Here is a 22,729-nt window from a genome sequence, read left to right on the forward strand (position 1 = left end):
GCACGCACGGCCCCCGCAAACATTGCCTTCTCGGCCTCATCGGTGATCGGTCGTTGCGGCACAACATATCCGGCCAGCGACGTGCCGCCGTGCACCTCCCACGTGCGCGCCGCCGCCGCGGCGACGCCGTCGGCGGCGGCCAGCGCCGCCTCGACCTCGGCCAGCTCGACACGGAAACCGCGCACCTGCACCTGGTGGTCGGAACGTCCGACGAATTCCAGTTGCCCATCCTCGGTCCACCGGGCCAGGTCGCCGCTGCGGTACAACCGCGAACCCGGCTTTGCGCCATAGGGATTGGCGATAAATCGTGTCGCCGTCAAGCCCGCTCGTTTCCAATAGCCGCGAGCCAGTTGGTCACCGGCGTAGTACAGCTCGCCCACCACACCGACCGGCACGGGGCGCAACCCATCGTCGAGCAGATATGCCTCGGCACCCGGGACCGGCCTTCCGACAAGTGGATTCGGCAAGCCCAGCCGCCCGCGGGATACGGCGCCTGAGGTCTCGGTGGAACCGATGTTGTTGAGCAGCTCGGTGCTGGTGCCGTCCTGGTCGGCGCATACCGAAACCAGCCGCTGCAGAAGGGCTGTCGTCACCGGTTCGCCGCCGCACACCAGCCGTGACAATGAGCGCACGGCCCCGGGCCGGCTGTCCACCAATGCCGAGACCAGGCTTGGCACCGCGGTTACCTGAGCGACCGAATACCGGTCTATCAAGTCTCCGAGGGCCTCTGGATCGCGGTGCTCGGCATCGTCGGCCAGGATCATGGTCGCGCCGGCCGCCAGGCCGGCCAGCATCTCCATGCCGCCTTCGAGGAAAGTGATGGAGGCCTGGGCCAGGCGGACGTCGTCCGTTCGCGGCGGGTAGTGCCGCAGCTGCCAGTCGAGCCGCGCTGCCATCGAGCGATGAGTTCCCACCGCACCTTTCGGCTTGCCGGTGGAGCCGGACGTGAACACCAGGTACATCGGGTCGTCGGGGTGTGGCAGTGGCAAGCCCTCCGCCCGCGGACGCACGGCGTCGCTGTCCATTAGGGCACGTACCTGTGGATCGTCTAGCGAGATCAGCTCCACCCCCGGCACCTGCGGCATGGTGTCCACCGCTTCGACCGTCGCGACCACGACCGGCGGTTGCACGTCGTCGAGCATGAATTGCTTTCGCGCCAGGGGATAACCGGGATCGATGGGAAAGTAGCCGGCGCCCGCCTTCATGATGGCCACCAGCGAAACCACCAGTTCGATGCTCCGCCGGGTCGACAGCCCGACCAGCGACCCCGGCCCCACTCCCTTCTGCACGAGCAGCGCGGCCAGGTTGTCCGAACGGCGGTGCAGCGCGGGGTAATCGACGTATTCCGCGCCGCAGCGCACCGCGATGCGGTCGGCGCCCCACGTCCGGCTGGGTTCCAGCAACTCCGGGATGGTGCGCGGTCGGTCGTGTGGCGGCTGCTCGCCGCGACTCCAGCTCTGCAGAATGCGAGGGTCTTCGGCATCGATCAGCTGAACATCCCGCAAAGTCTGGTCGAGGTCGTTGGCAAACTCCGTGAGCGTCCGGGTCAGCCAATCCGCCAACCGCTCGATGGTGGTCCTGGCGTAGAGCTCGGTGCGGTAGATGACATTGCAGTGATAGCCGATGTCGCCGGAGCCGTCGGTACCGAAGAAATTGACGCTCAGATCCGCGTGCGCCATGTCGAAAATCGGGTCCAGCGACGTGCACACGGTGTCCTGCTCGCCGCTGCCGGCGGCCGCGGTCTCGATTACCCGCGTGGCGGACAGGTGATCCCGGACGTGCACGACGACCTGGAACAGCGGGTTGCGTGACAGCGAGCGCACCGGGCTGACGCTGTCGACCACGCGATCGAACGGCAGGTCCTGGTGGGCGTAGGCGGCCAGGGCGGTCTCCCGGGCCCGCTTGAGCAGTTCACGCAACGTCGGGTTGCCGTCCAGGTCGTTGCGCAGCACCAGGATGTTGACGAAGAATCCGATCAGCTGGTCCAATTCGGCTTCGGTGCGGCCGGCGACCGGGCTGCCCAGCGGAATGTCGGTGCCGCCACCGGCTTTGTGCAACACGACGGCGACGACCGTTTGCAGCAGCATGAATTCGGTGATGCCCAGCTCGCGACATAGCTCACCGAGCCTGGCGCGGGTGGCCGAGTCGATGTGGAAGTCGACGGACTCCCCCTCGCCGCTAGGCACCGGCTGGCGCGGAAAGTCCGGACGCAGCCCGGTGTCCTCCGGCATGCCGGCCAGCTGCCTCGTCCAGTACTCCCGCTGATCGCCGGCGATCGCGGATTCCTGGCCGCCGGCGTCCCCCAGGAACGTGCGCTGCCACGCCGCGTAGTCGGCGTACTGCACACGAAGCGGAGCCCAGGATGGCGCTTCCCCGCCGCGCCGGGCCCGGTAGGCCGTCATCACGTCGGCGAACAGCACGCCCGCCGACCAATGGTCGGAGGCGATGTGGTGCACGACCAGCGACAGCACGTGCTCGGCGGTGTTTTCGGGGCGCAGGACCGCGACCCGGATCGGCAATTCGGCGTCCAGCTCGAAGCAGTGGCACCGCTCGACGTCGAGCTGCCGTTGCAGCCAGGCATCGTCGGGTCCCTCCTCGCGGCGCACCGGAACCTTGGCACCGGCCGGACCCACGACCTGATACGGCACACCGTCCAGCTCGACATAGCTGGTGCGCAGGATTTCGTGCCTGGCAACGACATCGCCGACGGCGGCGATCAGCGCGTCAATGTCCCAGGGCCCGGTCAGTTTCGCCGCAAAGGGGATGTTGTTGACCCGGCTGGGCCCGTCGACGCGGTAGGCGAACCAGCTGCGCAGCTGTGACGCCGACAGCGGCATGGGCTCGTCGTGCGCGGTGGTGATCAGCCTGGGCCGCGACGGCGTCAGTTCACCCGAACTCAGCTGGTCGATCCGCTCGGCCAGCGCTCCGACCGTGGCGAGCTCGAACACGTCCCGGATGCCGATTTCCACGCCGCAGTCCGCGCGGATCGCGGTGACCAGCTTGGTGGCCACCAGCGAGTGGCCGCCCAGATCGAAGAACGAGTCGTCGGCGCCCACCCGCTCGTGGCCGAGCAGCCCGGAAAACAGCTGCGCGACGCGCTGTTCGGTGGGGGTCGTGGGGTCGCGGTATTCGGTTGCCGCCGCGATCTGCGGTTGAGGCAGCGCGGCGCGGTCGATCTTCTGGTGCGCGGTGATCGGGATTTCGTCGAGCACCACGTAGGCGGCCGGGGTCATGTAGTCCGGCAGCGCGGCGGCCACCCGGGCCCGGATGCGTTCGACGTCAACCGTTTCCGTGCCGGCGCCCTGGGCCGGCGTCACGTATCCCACCAGGCTCTTGCCCAGCTGGGGCAAGTCCATCGCCAGCACGATCGCCTGCCCGACGCTGGGGTCGACCGAGATCGCGGCCGCGATCTCACCCAACTCGATGCGGAAACCGCGGATCTTGACCTGCTCGTCGGCGCGGCCGACGAACTCGATGTCACCGGTGGCGTTGCGGCGGGCCAGGTCGCCGGAGCGATACATCCGCCCGCCGGGCGTGAACGGGTCGGCGACGAACCGCTCGGCCGTCATCTGGGGCCTGCGGTGATAGCCATGCGCGACATGTGTTCCGGCGATGTAGATTTCGCCGATCACGCCGACGGGAACCGGCTGCAGCGCGTTGTCGAGCAGATACACCTGCGTATTTATCTTGGGTCGGCCGATCGGCACCACCCGGGTGCCCTGGGCGCCCTCCACCGGATAGCTGGTGCAGTTCACCACCGTCTCGGTCGGCCCGTAGAAGTTGTACAGCGACGCGTCGAAGGTGGCGTGAAACTTGTCGGCGATCTCGCCGGGCAGTGGCTCCCCGCCGATCGGCACGCGCCGCAGGGTGCGCCACTGGCCGACGCCGGGCAGCGAGAGGAACAGCCCCAACAGCGACGGCACGAAGTGCATCGACGTAATGCCCTCACGCGCAAGCAGGTCGGTCAGGTAGCCGATATCGCGCAATCCGTCGGGCCGCGGAATCACCAAGCGGGCGCCCATGATCAACGTGCCAAAGATCTCGCCCATCGACACGTCGAAACTGGGCGAGGCGACCTGCAGCAGACGATCGGTGTCGTCGACCCGGTATTCGTCGCCGAACCAGACGAAATACTCGGCGATCGGTGCGTGCGACACCGGAACACCTTTGGGCAGCCCGGTAGAACCCGACGTGTAGATCAGGTAGGCGGTGTTGTGGGGGCTCAGCGGCCGGATCAGCTCAGCGGGCGCTGTGGCCGGATAGTGCGCCGCGTCGGTAACCGGTTCGCGCACCACCAGTTTGGCGTCCGCATCCTCGAGGATGAAGATCAGGCGGTCCTCCGGGTAGGTGGGGTCCACCGGCAGATAGACCCCGCCCGCTTTGAGCACCCCGAGTGCGGTGATGACCAACTCGGGAGACTTGTCCAACAGCACCGCGACGCGATCCTCGGTGCCGATGCCTTGCCCGATGAGCCAGTGCGCCACACGATTCGACTCCTCGTCGATCTCTCGGTAGCTGTAGGCGCGGCCCTCGTAGACCACGGCGACGGCATCGGGCGTCAGGGCCGCCCTGCGGCCGACCAGCTCGGGCAACGTGCTGGCCGGGGTGACGAATTCCTCGCCGGTCGACACCGCGCGCAGCCACTCGGCGTCTTCGCCGCTCATCAACGCGCATGCCGACAGCTTCGCGTCGGGCCCGGAGAGCAAGCCGTCGAGCAAGGCGGCGTAGTGACGCAGCAATTGCTCGACCAACTGCTGATCCATGACCTCGACCAGGTACTCGGCCTCGACAACGGCGCCGCTCGAACCGTCGGGCGTCCGCTTCAGCTCGACCATCAAACTCAGCGGCAATTGATTGAAATGCCCGCGCAATTCCCCGCGTTCGCAACGCACGCCGGGCGGGCAGAAGCCGGCGCCGTCGGGCTCCCGCTGCCCGAAGCTCACCCGCGTCATCCGGTCGGCGCCATGCCGGCGATCGGGATTCGACTCGCGCACCAGCCAGTCGAGGTCGGCGCGCGAATGGGCGAAAGCGCCTACGGCGTCGTCACGCGTTTGGGCCAGCAGCTCGCGGAACGTCTGGTGCGGTTGCGGCCGCAGCCGAATCACCACGGTGTTGCCGTAATACCCGATCACATCCTCGGTGCCCGCGCCGCGGTTGAGCACCGGCGCCGCCACCAGGAAGTCGGTCGACTGGGTGTATCGGTGCACGAGCGCGGCGAACGCCGCCATCAGCACCAGGTACGGAGTGGCGCCCGTCTCGCGGGCCAGCGCGGCCGCCCGATCGACGGTGTCCGCTGACAACCGCGTGGACGCGCGCTGCGCGCGCCAGGTGGTGGGCACCACCGAACCGTTGGCCCCGGGAAGCTCGAGCGGCTCCGGTAGGTCGGCCATCAGCGGCCGCCAGTAGTCCAGGTCCTCCTGACGAATGGCGGTCGCAGCCGCCGAATGATCCGTCAGCGCTCGGTCATCGGCGAAGACGTCCGGGTCGGTGTATGCGCGAGTCAGATCGGCGAAGAACGGTGCCCACGAGCCGTCATCCCAGGCGATGTGGTGCGCGGTGATCAGCAGCATCAGTTCGTCGTCGGCCAGGCGCGCCGCCGTGACTCGCAACGGTGAATCCCTGCTCAGGTCGAATGGCCGTCGAAAGTCCCGCTGCGCCAGCACATCCAGCCGTAACCGGCGAGCCTGATCGGTCAACCCGGCCAAATCGTGCTCGGCCCATTCGGGTCGCAGGTCCTCGCGGATCACCGGATGCGGGTCGCCCTCACCGTTCGTGGCATACGTCGTGTGCAGGACGGGGTGCCGTGCGGCGACGGCGTCGACGGCACGGTGCAACCGCGCCGTATCGATCGAGCCGGACAGGCGATAGGAGACGCAGATGTTGAGCAGCGCACTATCGGGATCGACGGACTGCACGAACCACATCCGGTGTTGGCCGACCGACATGCGCGGCTCGCCGGCGCCTCCCACCGGTGCCGCGGCCGCCGTTCTGGCCAGGCCGCGCTCAGCGAGCTTGCGGCGCAATAGTTCCAAGCGCTCGTCGCCGAGATGGGTGCTGACGCCGGTGGTGTCTGTCACGCTAGGAGTCCAACCTTTCTAGCATCGCGAGCGTTGAGTGGTGCGCACCGTTGGCGGCGCCGGCGCGCTCCAATGATGGAGCCGCGGGCCCGCCGGTCGAGTCGGCACGCAACGCCTCGATCAGCTCGGTCACGGTGATGCCGCCGAGCATGCGGGACACCGGAACCGAATTGCCTACCGTGCGGCGCAGCCGCTTTCGTAAATCGAGTGCGAGTAACGAGTCCACACCCAGGTCGATGAGCGATGTGCCTGGGTCAATTGCGGGCGATTCACCCAGGTGCAGCGTCGCGGCCAACTCGGCGCGGACTATCTCCGCGAGTGACTTCTCAATCGCCACTTCGCGGCCATCGTCCTCACCGGCGCCTGAGACGCTGAACGGCATTGGCATTCCCTGGCTCTCGAAGAACACCCGGAGCCGCTCGAAGTCGGCGTCGAAAATCAGTGGATCGCCCTCGTAGCGATACAGACTGGCTTCGATCGCCCGCTCCGGCTCCATTGCCACCAAACCGGAGCGCTCGGTGCGGGTGATCTCGTTACCCACCACTACCCCGGCGCCTTGCCACAGGCCCCAGCGGATGGCCATGCAGTCGCGGCCCGTGGCACGCAACTGGGCGGCCAATACGTCGAGCATCCGGTTGGACGCCGCGTACGCCGCGTGGGCATAGCCGCCCCAGACTCCGAACACCGATGAGCAGGCCAGGATCCGGCAGTCCGGCCGCAGCGGCCAGACGTCGGCCAGCACCGCCAGTCCGTTGACCTTGGCCGAACAGACCGCCGCGACGTCCGCACCGGTGAGATCCGCACGCGAGCGCGCTTGTGCGATGCCGGCCGCGTGGATCAGCAATGACGCACCCGCCCCCGCATAGTTCGCGGCGACGGCGGCCAGCGCGACGCGATCGGTGATATCGCACAGCGGGGCACGGACTTCGGCGTCATGCCGGTCAGCGAGCTCACGCAGTACGGTCGGGTCAACGCCGTTGCGGCTCAACAGGGTAACGGTCCGGGCACCGCGGTCCAGGCAATACCGCGCGTACTGCAGCCCGATGGCTCCGCTGCCGCCGGTGATCACCACGTCGTCCAGCGCGCCGGCATCGAGTGGTCGCCGGGTCGCCGATTCGCGGCATGCGCGAAACGTCCGGGCGTAGCGTCGCGGCGATTCGGCGCCCCGCAACGCGACCTCGGCCGGCGCCCCGAGCAGCACCTCGACGGCGGCTTGTGCCGTGGGCGGATCGACATTGCGGTGCGCGAGGTCGAGATGCCCGAACGCCTGATCCGCGAATTCGATGCCGACGCTGCGATGCATGCCCGCCAGCGCCGCCTGAGCCGGAGAGACATCAGGGTCATTCCGGTCGATCTGTTCGGCACCGGCGGTGAGCAACCAGACGGCCCGGCATCGAGGACCGATGAGCGCGGGGTAATCGGGGAGACCCGCATCGGGCCGGCCCGCGATCTGCTCGATTGCGGCGGTCGCGTCGAGTTCGCCGGGTTGCGGGGCGGCCACCACAAGGATTTCCGCCTCACTCGGTGGCACCGCTCGGCAGCCGCCATGTGCCGCAAGGGCATCGATGAGTCGCCGCGTCAGTTCGCCCGCCCCGGAGAAGCCGATGTCGACGGTGGGAGCCTCCGGTGTGATCGGCGCCGTCATCGGCTGCCAGTCCTCGACGGCCACGGTGAGCGCCTGCGTCGGCACCGCTTCGGTCGCTCGTTCCGGTGCCGCCCACAGGTGCACCGCGCGCATCGGCGCGTTCGGGAATCCCCGCAGCGCAGGCCCGCCGGTATGCGGAACCGCTTCGGCCCACCTGCGGCCGGGGTCCGCGATAGCAATGGCGGCGATGCTCGCCGACAGCGAATCGGTGATGGGTCGGTCGCGATGTCCCGAGCCGACGATGACGATCGACTCGTCGTCGACGATGCCACCCAGGGGGTAGAGCAGCGACGGGTGCGCCGAGAGTTCTACGAACGCGTCGACTCCGCAGGCGCGGGCATACCCGACGGCGAGGTCGAACCGCACCGTGCCACAGAGGTTTTCATACCAATAGTTGCAGAAATCGGTCGTGCCACTCAACTCGGTGCCCAGCGTGGAGCCGATGAACCTTATCGGCCCGTCCCGGAACGCCGACTTCGGCGTCAGCTCGGCCAGACCCGCCCGCAACGCCCGAAGCGCGCTGGTGTGCCCGGGATAGTCAACGGACAGTTGCTGGCTGAAGATGCCACGCTGTTGAGCCAGCCGCACCGCGGCGGCCACCGCCTCGTGATCGCCGGCGACCACGGTCGACGACGGCCCGTTGACCGCCGAGACCTCCAGCCAGCCGGGGGTCTCGGCCAGCAGCGACTCCGTGATGTCGAGGCCGGTCCCGAGCACCGCCATCGCGTAGCGGCCGGTCAGCCGGTCGACAACGGTGGCGCGCGCAACCACCAACGCGACGGCGTCCGGCAGCGAAAGTGCTTCCGCCACATAGGCGGCCGCCACCTCGCCGAGGCTGTGGCCGATGGTGACATCGGGAAACACCCCGCAGGAGCGCCACGCTTCTGACAGACTCACCGCGTGGGTGAACTGCGCTGCCTGAACCTCGGTTCGGGACCAGTTGCGCTCCTCGTCGCTCACCAGATATGGCAGCGGAGAGGAAAATCCGGCGGATGCGAACGCTTGGGCGCACCGGTCCGCGGCCTCGCGGTAGGCCGGCAACCGCCCGTAGGCGTCGGTTCCCATCGCCTGCCATTGATTGCCCTGTCCCGGGAACACGAACGCGATGCGCGGCGGGGTCGTCGTGGCGGAGCGCGAGACCAATTCGTGTTCCTCGCCGCGAGCGATCGCGGACAGTCCCGCGGCGAGCTCGGCGCCGTCCGCCGCTCGCACCACCGCGCGGTGACGTCTCACCCGGCGCAACCGCAGCAGGGTGGCCGCGACGGCGGCGGTCGGGTCTGACGAGTCGTCGAGGCGACCCAGGTAGTCCGCGATCGCCGAGGCGTCCCGGCGGATCAGCTCTGCGTCGTGGGCGCTGAGCAGCACCGGGACGCGCCCGTCCGGCAGTCGATGGCTCAGCATCATGCGACCTCGGGGACGGAAACGATCAGGTGTGCGTTGGTGCCCGCGATCCCGAACGCGGACGCCGCCGCGATGCGCTGTCCATCAATGGCCGGCCAGGGCGTCAAAGCCTGCGTCAAGCGCAAACCTTGCTTCTCCCATTCGATTTCGGGGCTCGCTTCGCGAGCGTGCAGGGTGGGTGGCACGGCGCCGTGTTCGGCCGATACCAGCACCTTGGCCAGCCCCAGCGCGCCGGCCGCGGCCAGCGAGTGGCCCACATTGGATTTCACCGAACCCAGCAATGCCCCGCCGCCGGGTTCGGTGTCGCCGTACGTCTCGGCCAGCGACCGCAACTCGGTCCGGTCGCCGAGGCGGGTGCCAGTGCCGTGCCCCTCGATCATCCCCACTTCGGCGGGTTTGATCCCAGCCTGGCTGATCGCGCGCCGGAACAGCCGCACCTGCGCATCACCGCTAGGCGCACTCAGACCGGCGGTGCGCCCGTCCTGATTCATGGCGGTGGCCCGCACCTCGGCGACGATCTGCCGGCCGGCGCGCAGAGCGGCTGATTTACGTTGCAGCACAAACATCGCCGCTCCCTCGGCCCACACGGTTCCGCTGGCCTGCGCACTGTAGGGGCGGCAGTACCCGTCGTCGGAGAGTGCGTGTTGCTTAGAGAACTCGACGAAGAAGCCCGGTGAACCCAACACGTTGACCCCACCCGCGATGGCCACATCGCAGTCGTTGTTCTGCAGCGAGCGCGTGGCGATGTGGAAGGCCACCAGCGCGGATGCGCATGAGGAGTCCAGAGTCAGTGCCGGGCCGGTCAATCCCAGCGTGTATGCGATGCGGCCCGAGATCACACTGAGCGCGGTGCCGGCCAGCAGGTGTCCGCTGTGTTCGGAGAACTTGGCCATCTCGGGTCCGTAGCCGGTGGCCGAGGCGCCGACAAAGCAGCCCACATCGTGCCCGGCCAGGTCGTCGGGATTGATGCCGCTGTTCTCGCACGCACGCCAGGCCACCCGTAATGCCACTCGCTGCTGCGGGTCCATCACGACGGCCTCGCGGGGTGAGATGCCAAAGAACTCTGGGTCGAATGTGGTTGCCCCGGTGAGGAAACCGCCGCGGTCGTGGATCTCTTTGAAGCCGTTGCGGCGCGAGCCGGCGAGCAGTTCGCGTACCGCCCATCCGCGGTCGGTGGGAAACGGGCCGAGCGCCTCGCGGCCGTGTGCCAGCAGATCCCAGTAATCCTCGGCGGTTTCGATGCCGCCGGGCGCCTCCACCGCCATTCCCACGATCACGACGGGATCGGCGCCGTCGGCGCCGACGCCCTCGCCAAAACCATCGTCAGACATCGGCATCACCCGGCATTCACCTGCGCGGCGACCGCCTCGACATGGTCATAGACGTAGAAGTGCCCGCCGTCATACAGCGACACCGCGAAGGAACCGGCGGTGTGCCTTTCCCACTGCGCAAGCACCCCGGCGCCGACGCGGTGGTCGTCGTGGCCGCCCAGGACGTGAATGTCGGCGCCGATGCGGACATCGGGGCTGGGTTCATACCCGTTGAAGGCCTGGTAGTCGGCGCGCACGGCGGTGGTCAGCAGTTCGGAGAACTCTTCGTCGGCGAGCAGTTCGGGGTCGGTACCACCCAGATCGGCGATATCGGCCAGCAGTCCGTCGTCACTGGTCGGCAGTTCGGGCATGTCGGCGACGACGCATGGCGGCGGTCCGGCCGATACCCACAGCTTCTGTACCGCCGCGCCGTGCGTTTCGGCGACGCGGGCGAACTCGAAGGCGACGACGGCGCCCATGCTGTGCCCGAACAACTTCAGCGGCGCGACGCTAGGCCATGGCGCTGCCCGAAATAGGCTGACGGCCAGGTCGTGCACGCTGTCGTGAGCCGGTTCGGCGAGGCGGTCGGCCCGTTGCGGGTACTGCATGACGTAGGTGTCGCCACCGGCGGCCAGCGCCGTCGCCAGTACCCGGTAGCTCGCGGCGGCCGCGCCCGCGTGCGGAAATATCACGGTGGCGCCGGTCGATGATCCGTTGCCGCGGCCGGGGGTCAGCTTGATCCAGGACGGGAACGTGGAAGACACGGTGATCAGATTATTCAACGTCATTGCGCCATATAGGTTTTCGCGGGCCGCTGAGAGGCGGCCAGAACCGATTCGGCGTCCATGCCGATGACTTCGAGGTACAGCTCGGCGACCTGGTCCAGCCGGCCGGGATCGTTCTCGCCGGCGCTGAGCACCGCGGCCAGCGCCGACACGGTTCGGTTGGCGAAAATGTCGGCGACGATGATGTCCGGCGCGTCCAGCCAGGCCCGAATCCTCGCCACCGCCTGGGTGGCGAGCACCGAATCACCGCCGAGCGCGAAGAAGTCGTCGTCGATTCCGATGTTTTCCCGACCGAGCAGATCACCGACGATCATTGCCAGTGCGGATTCCAACGGTGTCGACGCGCGCCGGTGGCCAGGCCGCCGCGCTTGCGAGACAGCGGTTTCCAATTCGCGGGCGGCGGCCCGCCGGTCGAGCTTTCCGGCATCGGTGAAACCGATCCGCTCCACCACCGTGATGTGGCGCGGGACCATGTGCGCGGGAACCAGCTCACCAAGACGCTGCCGGATCCGTTCGACGGTCATCGAGGCGTCGTCGATGCACACCTGCGCAGCGAGCACGTCGGATTCCCCGGATACCGCGATCAAGGCAGCCACCGCCGCCCGCACCCCGGGCACGCGCCGCAACGCGGTCTCGATCTCGCCCAGCTCGACGCGATACCCGCTGATCTTCACCCGGTGGTCGGCGCGCCCGACGAATTCGAGGGTGCCATCAGGCCAGTACCGCACCAAATCGCCGGTGCGGTACCAGGTTCGGCCGTCATGCTCGACGAAGCGTTCCACGGTGAGATCGGGACGTCCGCGATAGCCGCGCGCGATGCCGCGGCCGGACACCCAGAATTCCCCCGGGACCCAGTCGGGGCAGTCGGTGCCGGTGTCGCCGACGACGCGGCAGGTGTTATTGGGAAGAGGGACACCGAAGGGCAGCGCCGGCCAATCTTCCGGTATCGCCCCCGTCACCTCGAAAATGGTGTTGTGCACCGGGGTTTCGGTCGCACCGCCGAGGCCGGCGAAGCGCAGGTTCGGCGCTTCGGCGCGTAGGCGCCGTACCACCTCGGGTCGCACCCAGTCGCCCCCGGTGGGGATCACCCGCACCGAGGAAAGGCGCCCGCCTCCGACTTCGATCAGCATCTCCAGCCAGCCGGGCATGAAATGCAACACGGTGACTTTATGCGTGTCGATCAGCCGTGCCCAGGCGTCGGGATCGCGCCGCTGCGCTTCGTCGACCACCACGATGGCCCCGCCGGTGCGCAAGGTGACGAACACGTCCATCACCGAAATGTCGCCTTCCAGGGTCGACAGTGCCAGGCAACGATCCGCAGGGCCGATCTCGAAGTGGCGACCGATGAATTCCACCGTGTTCATCGCCGCGTCGTGGGTGACCTCAACGCCTTTGGGTTCGCCGGTGGAGCCCGAGGTGAACAACACGTAGGCGAGTTCGGCGGGATCTATTCTCGCCGAGGCAATCTCAGGACCAGCGGAACTGTCGCGGAGCACCTGGGCGAGTACCAGTTCGGGCACCGGCAGGGACAGCCGTCGTCCGCCGCACACCAGCGCCAAGCTCACCCGGCCGCTTTCGAGGATGCGCTCGGCGCGGTCACGCGGCTGGTCGACGCCGATCGGCAGGTAAACAGCGCCGACGGACAGGATGCCCAGCAACGCTGGAATCTGCTCGGCGGTTTTCGGACCCATCACCGCGACGGTGTCGCCGGCGACGACGCCGGCGGTGGCCAGCGCCGCGGCCACCGCGTGCGCCTGCTCGCGCAGTTGCGCGTAGCTGAGGTCACCGGTACTCGCGAACACGGCCGGGGCGTCGGGCTGGTGCTCCGCTTGCCGAAAGAAGCCATCGTGCAACGCTTCTCCGCTGGGTTCGGCGGTGCGAGCGTTGGCCGCCTCCCGCACCGCGCGCTGTGCTTCCGGCAGCGGTGACGGGCCCGGCGCGTCCCACGCGCCGTCGGCGGAGGCCAGCCGGTGCAGCTCGTCGATGTGATGGGCGAACATGGAGTCGATAACTCCCGACGGGAAGACGCCGTCGCGCACATCCCAATTGACCAGGACCCCGCCGTCGAACTCGGTGACCTGCGCGTCGAGCAGCACCTGTGGCCCCTGGGAGATGATCCACCCCGGCGTGCCGAATTGCCCGGTCACGTCACGGCTGAACAATTCGCCGAGCCCGAGCGCGCTGGTGAACACCACCGGCGCGAGCACCTGGGTCCCGCGATGGCGGCCGAGATCGCGCAGCACCGACAGCCCGGAATATGCGGAGTGGGCGGCGGCCGTACGCATCGCCTCCTGCACCGCACATGCCCGCGCCGTGGCGGTGTCTGCGCCGACGAGATCGATGTCGAGCAGCAACGACGAGGTGAAGTCACCAACCAACGAGTCGACGTCCGGGTGCAGAGCCTGGCGCCCGAACAACGGGACGTTCAGCAGGAAGCGCGAGGTGGTCGACCACCGGGCCACGGTGTTGGCGAATCCCGCGGCCAGCGCCATCGCCGGGGTGATGCCGCGCGCCTGGGCGCCGGCGAACAGCGCATCGCGGGTTTGCGGGTCGAGCCAATGCCAGCGCCGGGTGCTCCGGTTCGCGCCGCGGGCACCGGTCGACGGCAAAGCGGGCGGGTCTGGCAGCTCCGGGAGGCGCCGCGCCCACCAGGCCCGGTCGGCCTCGCGCGCCGGCTGCGGCCGTGCGTTCTCGGCCTCGATGGCTTGGCGGTACTGCCGGTAGGTGTAGCTCAGCTCTGGGAGGTGCCGGCCCCCATAGAGGGCAGCCAGATCGGCCATCAGGGTGCGATAGCTGGTCGCGTCGGCGGCCTGCATGTCCAGGTCGACATGCAGCCGTGACCGCTCGCCCGGTAGCAGCGTCACCGCCAGTTCGAACACCGCGCCGTCGAGCTGCTGGTGTGACTTGGCGTCGCGGATCGCGGCGAGCCGCTGCTCGACCTCGTCGGTGCTCTGCGAGCGCAGGTCCTCGACGCTGACCGGGAAGTCGCCGCTCTCGTCGACCGGGGGGATGCGCTGGTTGCCGTCGGGCAGGAACCGCACTCGCAGCATCGGATGACGACGTGCCAGCGCGGTGGCGGCCGTGCGCAGGCGCTCGGCGTCGATCGGCCCACCGTCGAACTCCACGTAGAGATGACCGGCAACGCCACCCAGCTGCTGGTGATCATGGCGACCGACCCACATCGCGTGCTGCATTGGGGCCATGGAGAACGGCTCGTCCTCCCCGGACGGGTCGCCGGGAGCTTCGGCGGTAGGGATCTGCTGGTCGGCGCCTTGCCCGCCGTCTTCGACCAGCCGGGCCCACGCTTCGATCGTCGGGGTTGCGGCCAACGTGGCGAAGTCGATGGCAATGCCCTGGCGGCGCCAGCGGCCCGCCAGCGACATGATCCGGATGGAGTCCAGGCCCTGGCCGATCAGGTTGCTACCCGGCTGAACTGCCTCGACGTCGACGCCGAGCAATTCGGCCACCTCCGCCCGGATGTCCTCCGAGCGTGCCGAGGCGTGCACCACAGACCCTCCCTGATTAGCACAGGCTGCCCTAATTTTTTGGTTACCCTATCCTTACTCCGTGCATCCCCGCTACTAGCCCCGTTCGAAGCCCCCCGCTTAAGGAGCCATGAGCGCGAACCCACCACAGCCACCAGACGGAGTCCTCGAGGGGTTCGTGCCGTTCCCGGCCGCTCGGGCCGCCGCTTATCGCGCGGCCGGCTACTGGACGGGGCGGCCCCTGGACACGATCCTGCGCGACGCGGCTCAGCAGTGGCCGGACCGAATTGCCGTCCGCGACGCCTGGGGTGATGCGGGCTTTACTTATGCGGACCTCGACGCGCAGGCTGACCGCGCGGCCGGTGGACTGTCGGGCGGGGGCATCGCGCCGGGCGACCGGGTGTTGCTGCAGCTGCCAAACGGCTGCCAGTTCGCGGTGGCGCTGTTCGGGCTGCTGCGGGCGGGAGCGATTCCGGTGATGTGCCTGCCCGGTCACCGGTCCGCCGAACTTGGGCATTTCGCTGCGGTCAGCGAGGCCACCGGACTGCTGATCGCCGATGCCGCAGGGGGTTTCGACTACCGGACGATGGCGCGCGCACTCTCCGAGGAGCACGCCCCGCTCAAGCACGTCATCGTCGACGGCGACCCTGGCCCGTTCATCCCATGGGGGCAACTGCGCGATCACGCGGCCATGCGCACGCCGTCACCGCCGCCTGACCCGGGATCCCCTGCGCTGCTACTGGTTTCGGGCGGTACCACGGGAACACCCAAGCTGATTCCCCGCACCCACGACGACTACGTTTTCAACGCGAAGGCCAGCGCCGAGCTCTGTGGGCTCACCTCGGACGACGTCTATTTGGCGGTGCTGTCGGCCGGCCATAATTTCCCGCTTGCCTGCCCGGGCCTGCTTGGCGCGATGACCGTTGGCGCCACCACCGTCTTCGGCACCGACCCCAGCCCCGAAGCGGCCTTTGCCGCCATCGCCCGCCACGGCGTCACGGTGACCGCCCTGGTACCGGCGTTGGCCAAGTTGTGGGCGCAAGCCTGCGACTGGGAACCCGTGACACCGAAGACATTGCGGCTCTTGCAGGTTGGTGGCGCCAAGTTGGAACCTGAGGATGCCCGCTTGGTGCGCAGCGCCCTGACACCGGGTCTGCAGCAGGTGTTCGGGATGGCCGAGGGTCTGCTGAACTACACCCGGCTCGACGACCCCCCGGAACTCACCGAACACACCCAGGGAAGGCCATTGTCGGCGGCCGACGAACTGCGCGTCGTCGATGCGCAGGGCGAGCCGGTGCCCCGGGGCGAGGAAGGCGAACTAATGGTCCGCGGGCCCTACACCTTCAACGGTTACTTCCGCGCCGAGCGCGACAATGAACGCAGCTTCGACGCGCAAGGTTTTTTCCGAAGCGGCGACGTGGTGCGGCTGCGCAACGACGGCTACCTGGAGGTGACCGGCCGGGTCAAGGACGTGATCTGCCGTGGCGGAGAAACAATTTCCGCGGCGGACCTCGAGGAGCAGATGCACACCCACCCGTCGATCTTCTCGGCCGCCGCGGTCGCGCTGCCCGACCCCTACCTGGGCGAGAAAATCTGTGCGGCTGTGGTTTTCAACGGTCCCGGGCTATCGCTGCCCGAATTGAACGGCTACCTCGACGAGCGTGGCGTGGCCGCGCACGCCCGTCCCGACGTCCTGGCTGCGATGACGACACTACCCACCACCCCGATCGGCAAGATCGACAAAAGGGCTATCGCTAAACAGGTTTCGGCGCAACAAACGCCCGCGCGACGGTAGGGTGCGCGCTTTCCCAGCCGTCGGCGATCAGCCCATCGCCGCGTAGAGGTCGGCCAGCAGGCCCGCCGTGGTCCGGAAGTCCATGCACTGATCGGTCACGGACTGGCCATAGGTCAGCTCGCCGCCGAGCGATTGGGCGCCGGCCACCAGGAAGCTCTCCAGCATCAGGCCGGCGATACCGCGCTCACCCGCCGCGATGCGTGCGGTCACCTCCGCGGTGACCTCCGCCTGACGCACATGGTCTTTGGCGGAGTTGGCGTGTGAGCAGTCGATCATCACCCGCGCGGAAAGCCCTGCCTTGCTGAGCCGTTCGGCGGCGGTGGTCACCGAGGCGGGGTCGTAGTTGGGCCCGGCGGTCCCACCTCGAAGGATCACGTGGCAGTCGGGATTGCCCACGGTCTCGACGACGGCCGCGCGACCGACGTTGTCGGTACCGAAGAAATGGTGGGGTGCCGCAGCGGCTTTGACGCCGTCGATGGCGACCTGGGTGTTGCCGTCGGTGCCGTTCTTGAACCCCACCGGCATGGACAGCCCGGACGCCAACTGGCGGTGCACCTGCGACTCGGTGGTTCGGGCGCCGATCGCACCCCAGGCGACGGCGTCGGCGATGTACTGCGGACTGGTGGGCTCCAGGAATTCACATCCCACCGGCAAACCGACGTCGATGATGTCGAGCAATAGCCCACGCGCAATGCGGAGTCCACGTTCGACGTCGAAGCTGCCATCCATGTTGGGATCGTTGATGAGTCCCTTCCAGCCGACGGTGGTGCGCGGCTTTTCGAAGTAAACCCTCATCACGATCTTCAACCGATCCGCGTACTCGGCGGCGATCGGGGCAAGCCGGCGCGCGTAATCGAGCGCGGCGGCGGGATCGTGTACCGAGCAGGGTCCGACGACCAGTAACAGCCGATCGTCACCACCGGCCAGGATCGCCGAGATCTCCTCGCGATCGCGTTGGACGGTGTGGGCGCGCCGGGCCGTCAACGGCAGCTCGGCGCGGATCACGGCGGGAGCCGAGAGTTCCCGGAACGAGACGATCCGATGATCGGACGTATCGATAGTCGCCGTGTCGCAATTGATGGTGGACATGGAGGGTGAGTGCCTTTCTCTGCTGCTCCCAGGGCACGCCCGCTGGTTCCCGATGCCCCGAAAAGCGAAAAGCAGCGACCTTATGGTCGCTGCTGGGCTCCGGGTATTCAGTCGTGCGGTTGCGTCAACCAGACGCCGCATCGCTGGCTCCACCCGGAGCCACGATAAAGCGCCAATACACGCGCACGCCGATATTCACGTCGGCAAAGATACCATGCGGAGGCGAGAGCGCTGAAAGCGCGTCGGGGCGCGCGATTTCAGCGCAGGTTGAGCGCGGCGACCTGATCGAGGAACGAGCGCGCGGGCGCGGACGCGCTCGCCGAAACAGCGAGGCCGAGGCGCCGTACGGTCTGGGGCAGTAGCGGCCGCACCGCGACACCCGGCAATTCGGGCAGGCCTGCGCTGGGCAGAATGCTCACCCCGAGCCCCGCCCGCACGATCTCGAGCGTCGCGGCGATCTCACGCGCTTCGAAGGCCAGGTCGAATTCGATCCCGGCGCGCCGGGCGATCGGCATGAAGACTTCCGCGCAGCCGCCGGTGCCACGGACGAATGGCTCCTTGGCCAAGTCGGCGTAGGTGATGGTGTCCTTGGATGCCAGCCAGCTGTCCGCCGGTACCACCGCAACCATTTCTTGTTCACCGAGGACCGCCACGTCGAGGCCCTTGGTAGGCAGACTGACCACGCCGGCCTCGACGGCCCCCTGGTCGAGCCAATCCAAGATTTCGTACTCGCTTCCCTCCAGCAGCCGGATCGTGACGGCGGGATGCCGCCGCGCGAACGCTCGTAGCTGCGGAGCGACGAGCGTGGCAGTGGCTGACGGCAGGCTGGCCAGGCTCAGCGTCCCGGTGACATCGCCCGCGAGCCCCGCGACCTCGGTATGCATCAACGTCAGCTGGCGCACCGCTTCTCGCGCGTGCGGCAGCGCGATGGCACCTGCTTCGGTGAGGGACAGCCCGTCTCGGCGACGGAGGAACAGTGGCAGGCCCAGCTCTTTTTCCAGTGTGGCGACGGTGCGGCTGACGGCCGGTTGGGATAACCCGAGGCGGCGGCTCGCCGCCGTGAAGCCGCCCTGATCAACCACCGCAATGAACGTTTTGAGCTGCGACAATGTCGGCATCGATCCTCCATAAGGGCGACGTCATCGTCTATACCAACAACGTTATGAGGAATTCGCTTTCCAAAACGTTTAAGTAATCATACGAATGCTTGTGAAGGAGGACATCATGACCGCACGGCGAGTACTCATCACCGGGGCATCGAAGGGAATCGGCAGAGCAGTCGCCGACCGACTCGCAGCGTCGGGCAACGTACCAATCGGCCTGGCGCGCACCCGGCCCGACGACTTTCCGGGCGAGTTCTACGAGGCGGATCTCAGCGACCGCACGGCCACCGACGCCGTGCTCAAGCGCGCCCTGACGAACGGGCGAGTCGACGCGGTGGTCAATAACGTCGCGGTTGCCCGGTTCGGCCGCATCGGCTCGGTCGATCTGGACGATTTGTTCACCACGTACGACCTGAACGTGCGCACCGCCGTACAGGTGGTCCAGGCGGTGCTGCCCGGCATGCTGGCCAACGGGTGGGGGCGCATCGTCAACGTCACCAGCCTTACCACACTTGGCACTCCGGAGCGCACGCCCTATGCGGCCACGAAAGCGGCGCTGGAAGCGTGCACCCGAATCTGGGCCGGCGAACTCGCGCAGTCCGGAATCACGGTCAACGCGGTGGCGCCCGGTCCCATCGAAACCGAGATGTACCGCGAACTCAGCCCGGTTGGGTCCGAGCGCGAAGCGCATATCCTGCAGACGATTCCGCTGCGCCGCCTTGGTACTCCACGCGAGATCGCACACGCGATCTGCGCCCTCCTCGACGAGGACGCCGGCTACATCACCGGCCAGATCATCCGAGCCGACGGCGGCGGAAGCATCGCCGCGTAGCGACCCATATCACCGAGGCTCGCGTCGGCGCGGACTAGCGAGAAGTGTTGGCGCGCAACGCATGGATTAGTCGGTCCATCACCTCACCGGCGTCTCTACGGGCCTTGCGCTGATCCTTCGAGCGGGCGATGTAGAGCGTTGCCTCGCGCAGCGCCCCCATGATCGTCAGGGCGGTCGCCTCGACGGGCTGACGGGGAATGCTGCCGGACTCGATGGCGGCGGTGAGCAGTTTGGTCACGAACCCGATGTTGTAACGATGGCCGATGTCGCTCCAGCGTTCCCATCCCAGAACAGCCAGCGCCTCGAGCAGGACGATGCGCTGGATCTCGGGTTCGGCGCATGCGTCTAACCAAAGGCCCGAACACAGTCGCATGACCTCGACCGGATCGGAGTGCCCCGCGGCCGCGACGGCCTCCCCCATCCGGGCGGCCATTTCGCCCTCCACCCGCTCGAACACCGCCGCGAATAGCTCTGTCTTGTCGGTGAAATGGTGGTAGAGGGCTCCGCGCGTTACCCCGGCGTTGCGGACGATCGTTTCCAGGGACGCATCGGCGAATCCCACCGCCGCAAACAGCGGCCGGGCGGCATCGATCAACGCATCGCGTGTCTCGGCCGCACGTTCGGCCTGCGTGCGGCGCCCGACCTTCGCCATCAACCCATACCTTTCGCAGCTACGTATGCATTTTCATACATACCGTATGAAAGGTCTGGGATTCTCCTACCGGCCCGATGTGGCGTCGCGGTCGGCGCCCAGCTCAGAACACCCTGAGCCGACGAACGATATCCAGCGATGACGGGTCACCCTCCGCCTGAACGCCGAGGCTTTCCCAGGTGCCGCGCTGGGTGACCCACCGTACGAAGGCCTGCGAATCCGATGTGACACGCGCCGCGACATCGGGGTGGCCGCCGATATGCAGGGTTCTCCCGCACAGCCCTTCGAGGTTCACCGCCACGCCGGTGTGTAAGTCGTTGAGCAAGTGCACATTCTGCTGCGGCAGCGCCGCTTCGATCCAGTCAAGGGTCGGGGCAAGCCGCAGTACGTCGACGGGCGGCGGATCTCCCTCCAATGGCCCATCCGGCGGGAACAGGTCATATCGGGTGTGAATCAAGGACTCAAAGACGAAGGTTGTCGGAACGACCGACGCAGGATAGGTCCCGACGTCGCCTATCGGTATGTCGATCTGCTGAGTCTCGATCACCGCGAGCACCTCCAGCCCTCGCGCGCTGACCGATTCATAGTCGGCCACAACCTCTTTGGGAGTCATCGAACGCCGCGAGGCGACATACAGGTCCGCCGCGCGTTCGGCAGGCATCTCGCCCGGGCTGGGCAGCGTCGACGGATCGACAGCCAGCCAGAAGCTGCATGCCATGTGCGACACGAGGTCCTGCACCGACCAGCCGGAGCATCCACTGTCCTTCTCCCACATCGCATCCGGCATCTGCGAGCAAAGTTCCAATACGATCTCGCGTTCTTGCGCTATGGCGTCGATCGTGGCACTCATGCAGCCCACCTTTCAGATACATACTGTATGTATGAACATACACACTGCATGTATGAAGTCAAGGTCGGGATTGAGTAGCCGAATGGACTCTCGATCCAGCGCGAGCGGAAAATTCGGCTGGGCGCGGGCAGCACTCCGTTCTGCAAGACCTGGCCTTACCAACGAAAATGGGAGGGTGGACACTTGGGCCGAATCCGACTTGGCATGGAAGCTGGTTGATGCGATCGGCCCGTTGCTTGCCGACAGTGATTGCGCCCAGGTTTACACCATGATCGGCTCAGGCGACTCGTACGCCGCGATCGTCACGCTGCTACACACAAGCGCGCACAGCCGTTGTTTGCTGCCTGCGCCCCTGGTGGACGGGCTGGCCGAGTGGCTCGATGCCTACGCGCATAGCCGCGACGCCCCCCGCCTTCGCGAAATTGTCGACGCCATGGATCGCAGGGTTGATTGAATGAGAGCCGTCACAAGACATAGCGTTCGGCAGAGCGTGGCGGCGCGGTCGTCGGGACCGAGCTCGAATTGAGTAAGCCGCATGGCGAGCGAGCAATAGTCGGATCGGCGGGTGAGCAGTCGATCATGACCTTCGCGGAAAGCCCTGCGGCGGCTAGCCGTTCGATGGCGCTGGCCACCGAGGCGGTGTCGTGGTTGGGCCCGGCGTGCCACCTCGAACAATCACGTGACAGTCGGGGTTGCCAATTGTCTCGACGACGGCCGCGCGACGGATGTCGCGACAAGGGCCCCGACATCGTTGTGGCCGCCGAGGTGCAGGATTCCCGCGCACAGCCCATCGAGCTGAATCTCCTCGCCGGTGGCTGGCAGCCTAGCGTCATCGAATCGTCAATTCAGCGCATAGACATCCTCGATTGGATTATCGTGCTCGTATGTCGCGGTGCGCCGACGACCGTGCGGCAGAAGTCTCGGAAGCCCAGCGCCAGGATGAGTTAGCCCTAGTGCACGAGGCGTTCGCCGAGGAGCACCAGGCAGCCGCGGAAGAACTTTCCGGCGAGCTCGCCGATGCCCACCGCGGCGCGGCTGAAAAGCACGAGGAGGCCGCGCGCGTGGATCGCGCCCAAGCGCAATACGCCCGCGAGGAATCCGACGCAGAGCACGATGAGTTGGATAGCTGACGTAGGTTCTCAAATCCCACGTAAGTTCGCGAAGCTCTGAGGCGTGACGATCAACTGAGAATGTGACACCGAATCGAAGTCCCACACAGTGGCGAGCCGCAGCACCAAATCGCAACAAAGCTGCCATTGACCAATGTCACCATTTGGTGTTGACTGCGTTGTATGACGGACGGCGTTCCGGCTCGCGGGTCGTTGCGATCCCGCGGCGCGGCAGCGGTAAGTACGTACACCCTTCGGCCGATCACCAGCGCGATCCCGCCCGAGCGGGCCTGGGGGCTGTGGTTATCACGCCAGATCGTTGCCAGGATCATGGGGACGTTCGGGCCCTCGCTCGCGGGCACCCGTGTCGAATCGGTAGACGTCACGCTTCCCGGCGGCCGCCGCGTGAAGGGCGAATGGGTCTATGGCGAACACACGGCGTATCCGCTGCCGTGGACGTAGTAGATCGCGCCCTGGCTGATTGATGAGAGCTCGGTCTCGCTGGTGGGTGTTCGCGGTCCATAGACCCATTCGCCCTTCACGCGGCGGCCGCCGGGAAGCGTGACGTCTACCGATTCGACACGGGTGCCCGCGAG

The 22,729-nt window shown here is 67.4% G+C and carries 13 protein-coding genes and 2 pseudogenes; 5 read left to right on the forward strand and 10 right to left on the reverse strand.

Features of this window, described 5'->3' with window-relative positions:
- The 5 genes from A5652_RS18885 to A5652_RS18905 all read right to left on the reverse strand — a co-directional run.
- Nucleotides 1–6,077: non-ribosomal peptide synthetase (locus A5652_RS18885; protein ID WP_067354887.1), on the reverse strand; the 6,077-nt coding region annotated here is incomplete at its 3' end.
- 1 nt (nucleotide 6,078) lies between these two features.
- Nucleotides 6,079–9,123, reverse strand: a complete 3,045-nt coding sequence (gene mbtD, locus A5652_RS18890; protein WP_067354916.1) for a mycobactin polyketide synthase MbtD — start codon at nucleotides 9,121–9,123, stop codon at nucleotides 6,079–6,081.
- Entirely contained in the window at nucleotides 9,123–10,463 is a 1,341-nt protein-coding gene (locus A5652_RS18895) for a polyketide synthase (protein ID WP_304441779.1), read from the reverse strand. The genes mbtD and A5652_RS18895 overlap by 1 nt, the downstream gene beginning before the upstream one ends.
- Nucleotides 10,460–11,221 carry a thioesterase II family protein gene (locus A5652_RS18900; RefSeq protein WP_067354888.1) on the reverse strand — a complete coding sequence of 254 codons (762 nt, stop codon included), beginning with the start codon at nucleotides 11,219–11,221 and terminating at the stop codon, nucleotides 10,460–10,462. Before A5652_RS18900 ends, A5652_RS18895 begins: the two co-directional genes overlap by 4 nt.
- A complete protein-coding gene (locus tag A5652_RS18905; protein WP_067354895.1) occupies nucleotides 11,218–14,727 on the reverse strand; it encodes a non-ribosomal peptide synthetase in 3,510 nt (1,169 codons plus the stop codon). Before A5652_RS18905 ends, A5652_RS18900 begins: the two co-directional genes overlap by 4 nt.
- A 106-nt stretch (nucleotides 14,728–14,833) precedes the next feature.
- Here A5652_RS18905 and A5652_RS18910 point away from each other — a divergent pair, with 106 nt between their 5' ends.
- Nucleotides 14,834–16,498: a (2,3-dihydroxybenzoyl)adenylate synthase gene (locus tag A5652_RS18910; protein ID WP_067354896.1), complete on the forward strand. Its 1,665-nt coding sequence runs from the start codon at nucleotides 14,834–14,836 to the stop codon at nucleotides 16,496–16,498.
- Between the two features lie 27 nt (nucleotides 16,499–16,525).
- On the opposite strand, the gene A5652_RS18915 is transcribed toward A5652_RS18910, so the two are convergent.
- Nucleotides 16,526–17,587, reverse strand: coding sequence for a 3-deoxy-7-phosphoheptulonate synthase (locus A5652_RS18915; RefSeq protein WP_067354899.1), 1,062 nt, complete (start codon nucleotides 17,585–17,587; stop codon nucleotides 16,526–16,528).
- Between the two features lie 257 nt (nucleotides 17,588–17,844).
- Nucleotides 17,845–18,705: a LysR family transcriptional regulator gene (locus tag A5652_RS18920; protein ID WP_067354901.1), complete on the reverse strand. Its 861-nt coding sequence runs from the start codon at nucleotides 18,703–18,705 to the stop codon at nucleotides 17,845–17,847.
- A 106-nt stretch (nucleotides 18,706–18,811) separates the two neighbouring features.
- On the opposite strand from A5652_RS18920, the gene A5652_RS18925 reads away from it, so the two are divergent.
- Nucleotides 18,812–19,522 carry an SDR family oxidoreductase gene (locus tag A5652_RS18925; protein ID WP_067354919.1) on the forward strand — a complete coding sequence of 237 codons (711 nt, stop codon included), beginning with the start codon at nucleotides 18,812–18,814 and terminating at the stop codon, nucleotides 19,520–19,522.
- A gap of 34 nt (nucleotides 19,523–19,556) precedes the next feature.
- Here A5652_RS18925 and A5652_RS18930 read toward each other — a convergent pair whose 3' ends face one another.
- Both A5652_RS18930 and A5652_RS18935 read right to left on the reverse strand, forming a co-directional pair.
- Nucleotides 19,557–20,174 (reverse strand): TetR/AcrR family transcriptional regulator, encoded by a 618-nt coding sequence (locus A5652_RS18930; RefSeq protein ID WP_067354902.1) that lies wholly within the window; start codon nucleotides 20,172–20,174, stop codon nucleotides 19,557–19,559.
- 103 nt (nucleotides 20,175–20,277) lie between these two features.
- Entirely contained in the window at nucleotides 20,278–21,024 is a 747-nt protein-coding gene (locus tag A5652_RS18935; protein ID WP_082983985.1) for a maleylpyruvate isomerase family mycothiol-dependent enzyme, read from the reverse strand.
- A gap of 175 nt (nucleotides 21,025–21,199) precedes the next feature.
- On the opposite strand from A5652_RS18935, the gene A5652_RS18940 reads away from it, so the two are divergent.
- The gene (locus A5652_RS18940) at nucleotides 21,200–21,478 is read left to right on the forward strand and encodes a hypothetical protein (protein ID WP_067354903.1); all 279 of its coding nucleotides are present in this window, start codon (nucleotides 21,200–21,202) and stop codon (nucleotides 21,476–21,478) included.
- 103 nt (nucleotides 21,479–21,581) lie between these two features.
- Here the strand turns inward: A5652_RS18940 and A5652_RS28690 are convergent.
- A pseudogene (locus tag A5652_RS28690) lies at nucleotides 21,582–21,754 on the reverse strand (3-deoxy-7-phosphoheptulonate synthase); the annotation flags it as partial.
- A gap of 154 nt (nucleotides 21,755–21,908) precedes the next feature.
- Between A5652_RS28690 and A5652_RS27740 the strand changes: the two are divergent.
- Together A5652_RS27740 and A5652_RS18950 are read left to right on the forward strand one after the other, a co-directional pair.
- Nucleotides 21,909–22,154: a hypothetical protein gene (locus A5652_RS27740; protein ID WP_156745417.1), complete on the forward strand. Its 246-nt coding sequence runs from the start codon at nucleotides 21,909–21,911 to the stop codon at nucleotides 22,152–22,154.
- A gap of 162 nt (nucleotides 22,155–22,316) precedes the next feature.
- A pseudogene (locus A5652_RS18950) lies at nucleotides 22,317–22,568 on the forward strand (acetyl hydrolase); the annotation flags it as partial.
- Between the last annotated feature and the right edge of the window lie 161 nt (nucleotides 22,569–22,729).

The sequence above is a fragment of the Mycobacterium sp. 1165178.9 genome (assembly GCF_001673555.1).
Taxonomy (GTDB): domain Bacteria; phylum Actinomycetota; class Actinomycetes; order Mycobacteriales; family Mycobacteriaceae; genus Mycobacterium.

Coding starts and splice junctions, on each gene's coding strand:
- mbtD (WP_067354916.1), bottom strand. CDS start 9,123: ATGCTGAGCCATCGACTGCCGGACGGGCGCGTCCCGGTGCTGCTCAGC.
- A5652_RS18900 (WP_067354888.1), bottom strand. CDS start 11,221: ATGACGTTGAATAATCTGATCACCGTGTCTTCCACGTTCCCGTCCTGG.
- A5652_RS18910 (WP_067354896.1), top strand. CDS start 14,834: ATGAGCGCGAACCCACCACAGCCACCAGACGGAGTCCTCGAGGGGTTC.
- A5652_RS18915 (WP_067354899.1), bottom strand. CDS start 17,587: ATGTCCACCATCAATTGCGACACGGCGACTATCGATACGTCCGATCAT.
- A5652_RS18920 (WP_067354901.1), bottom strand. CDS start 18,705: ATGCCGACATTGTCGCAGCTCAAAACGTTCATTGCGGTGGTTGATCAG.
- A5652_RS18925 (WP_067354919.1), top strand. CDS start 18,812: ATGACCGCACGGCGAGTACTCATCACCGGGGCATCGAAGGGAATCGGC.
- A5652_RS18930 (WP_067354902.1), bottom strand. CDS start 20,174: ATGGCGAAGGTCGGGCGCCGCACGCAGGCCGAACGTGCGGCCGAGACA.
- A5652_RS18935 (WP_082983985.1), bottom strand. CDS start 21,024: ATGAGTGCCACGATCGACGCCATAGCGCAAGAACGCGAGATCGTATTG.
- A5652_RS27740 (WP_156745417.1), top strand. CDS start 21,909: ATGTCGCGGTGCGCCGACGACCGTGCGGCAGAAGTCTCGGAAGCCCAG.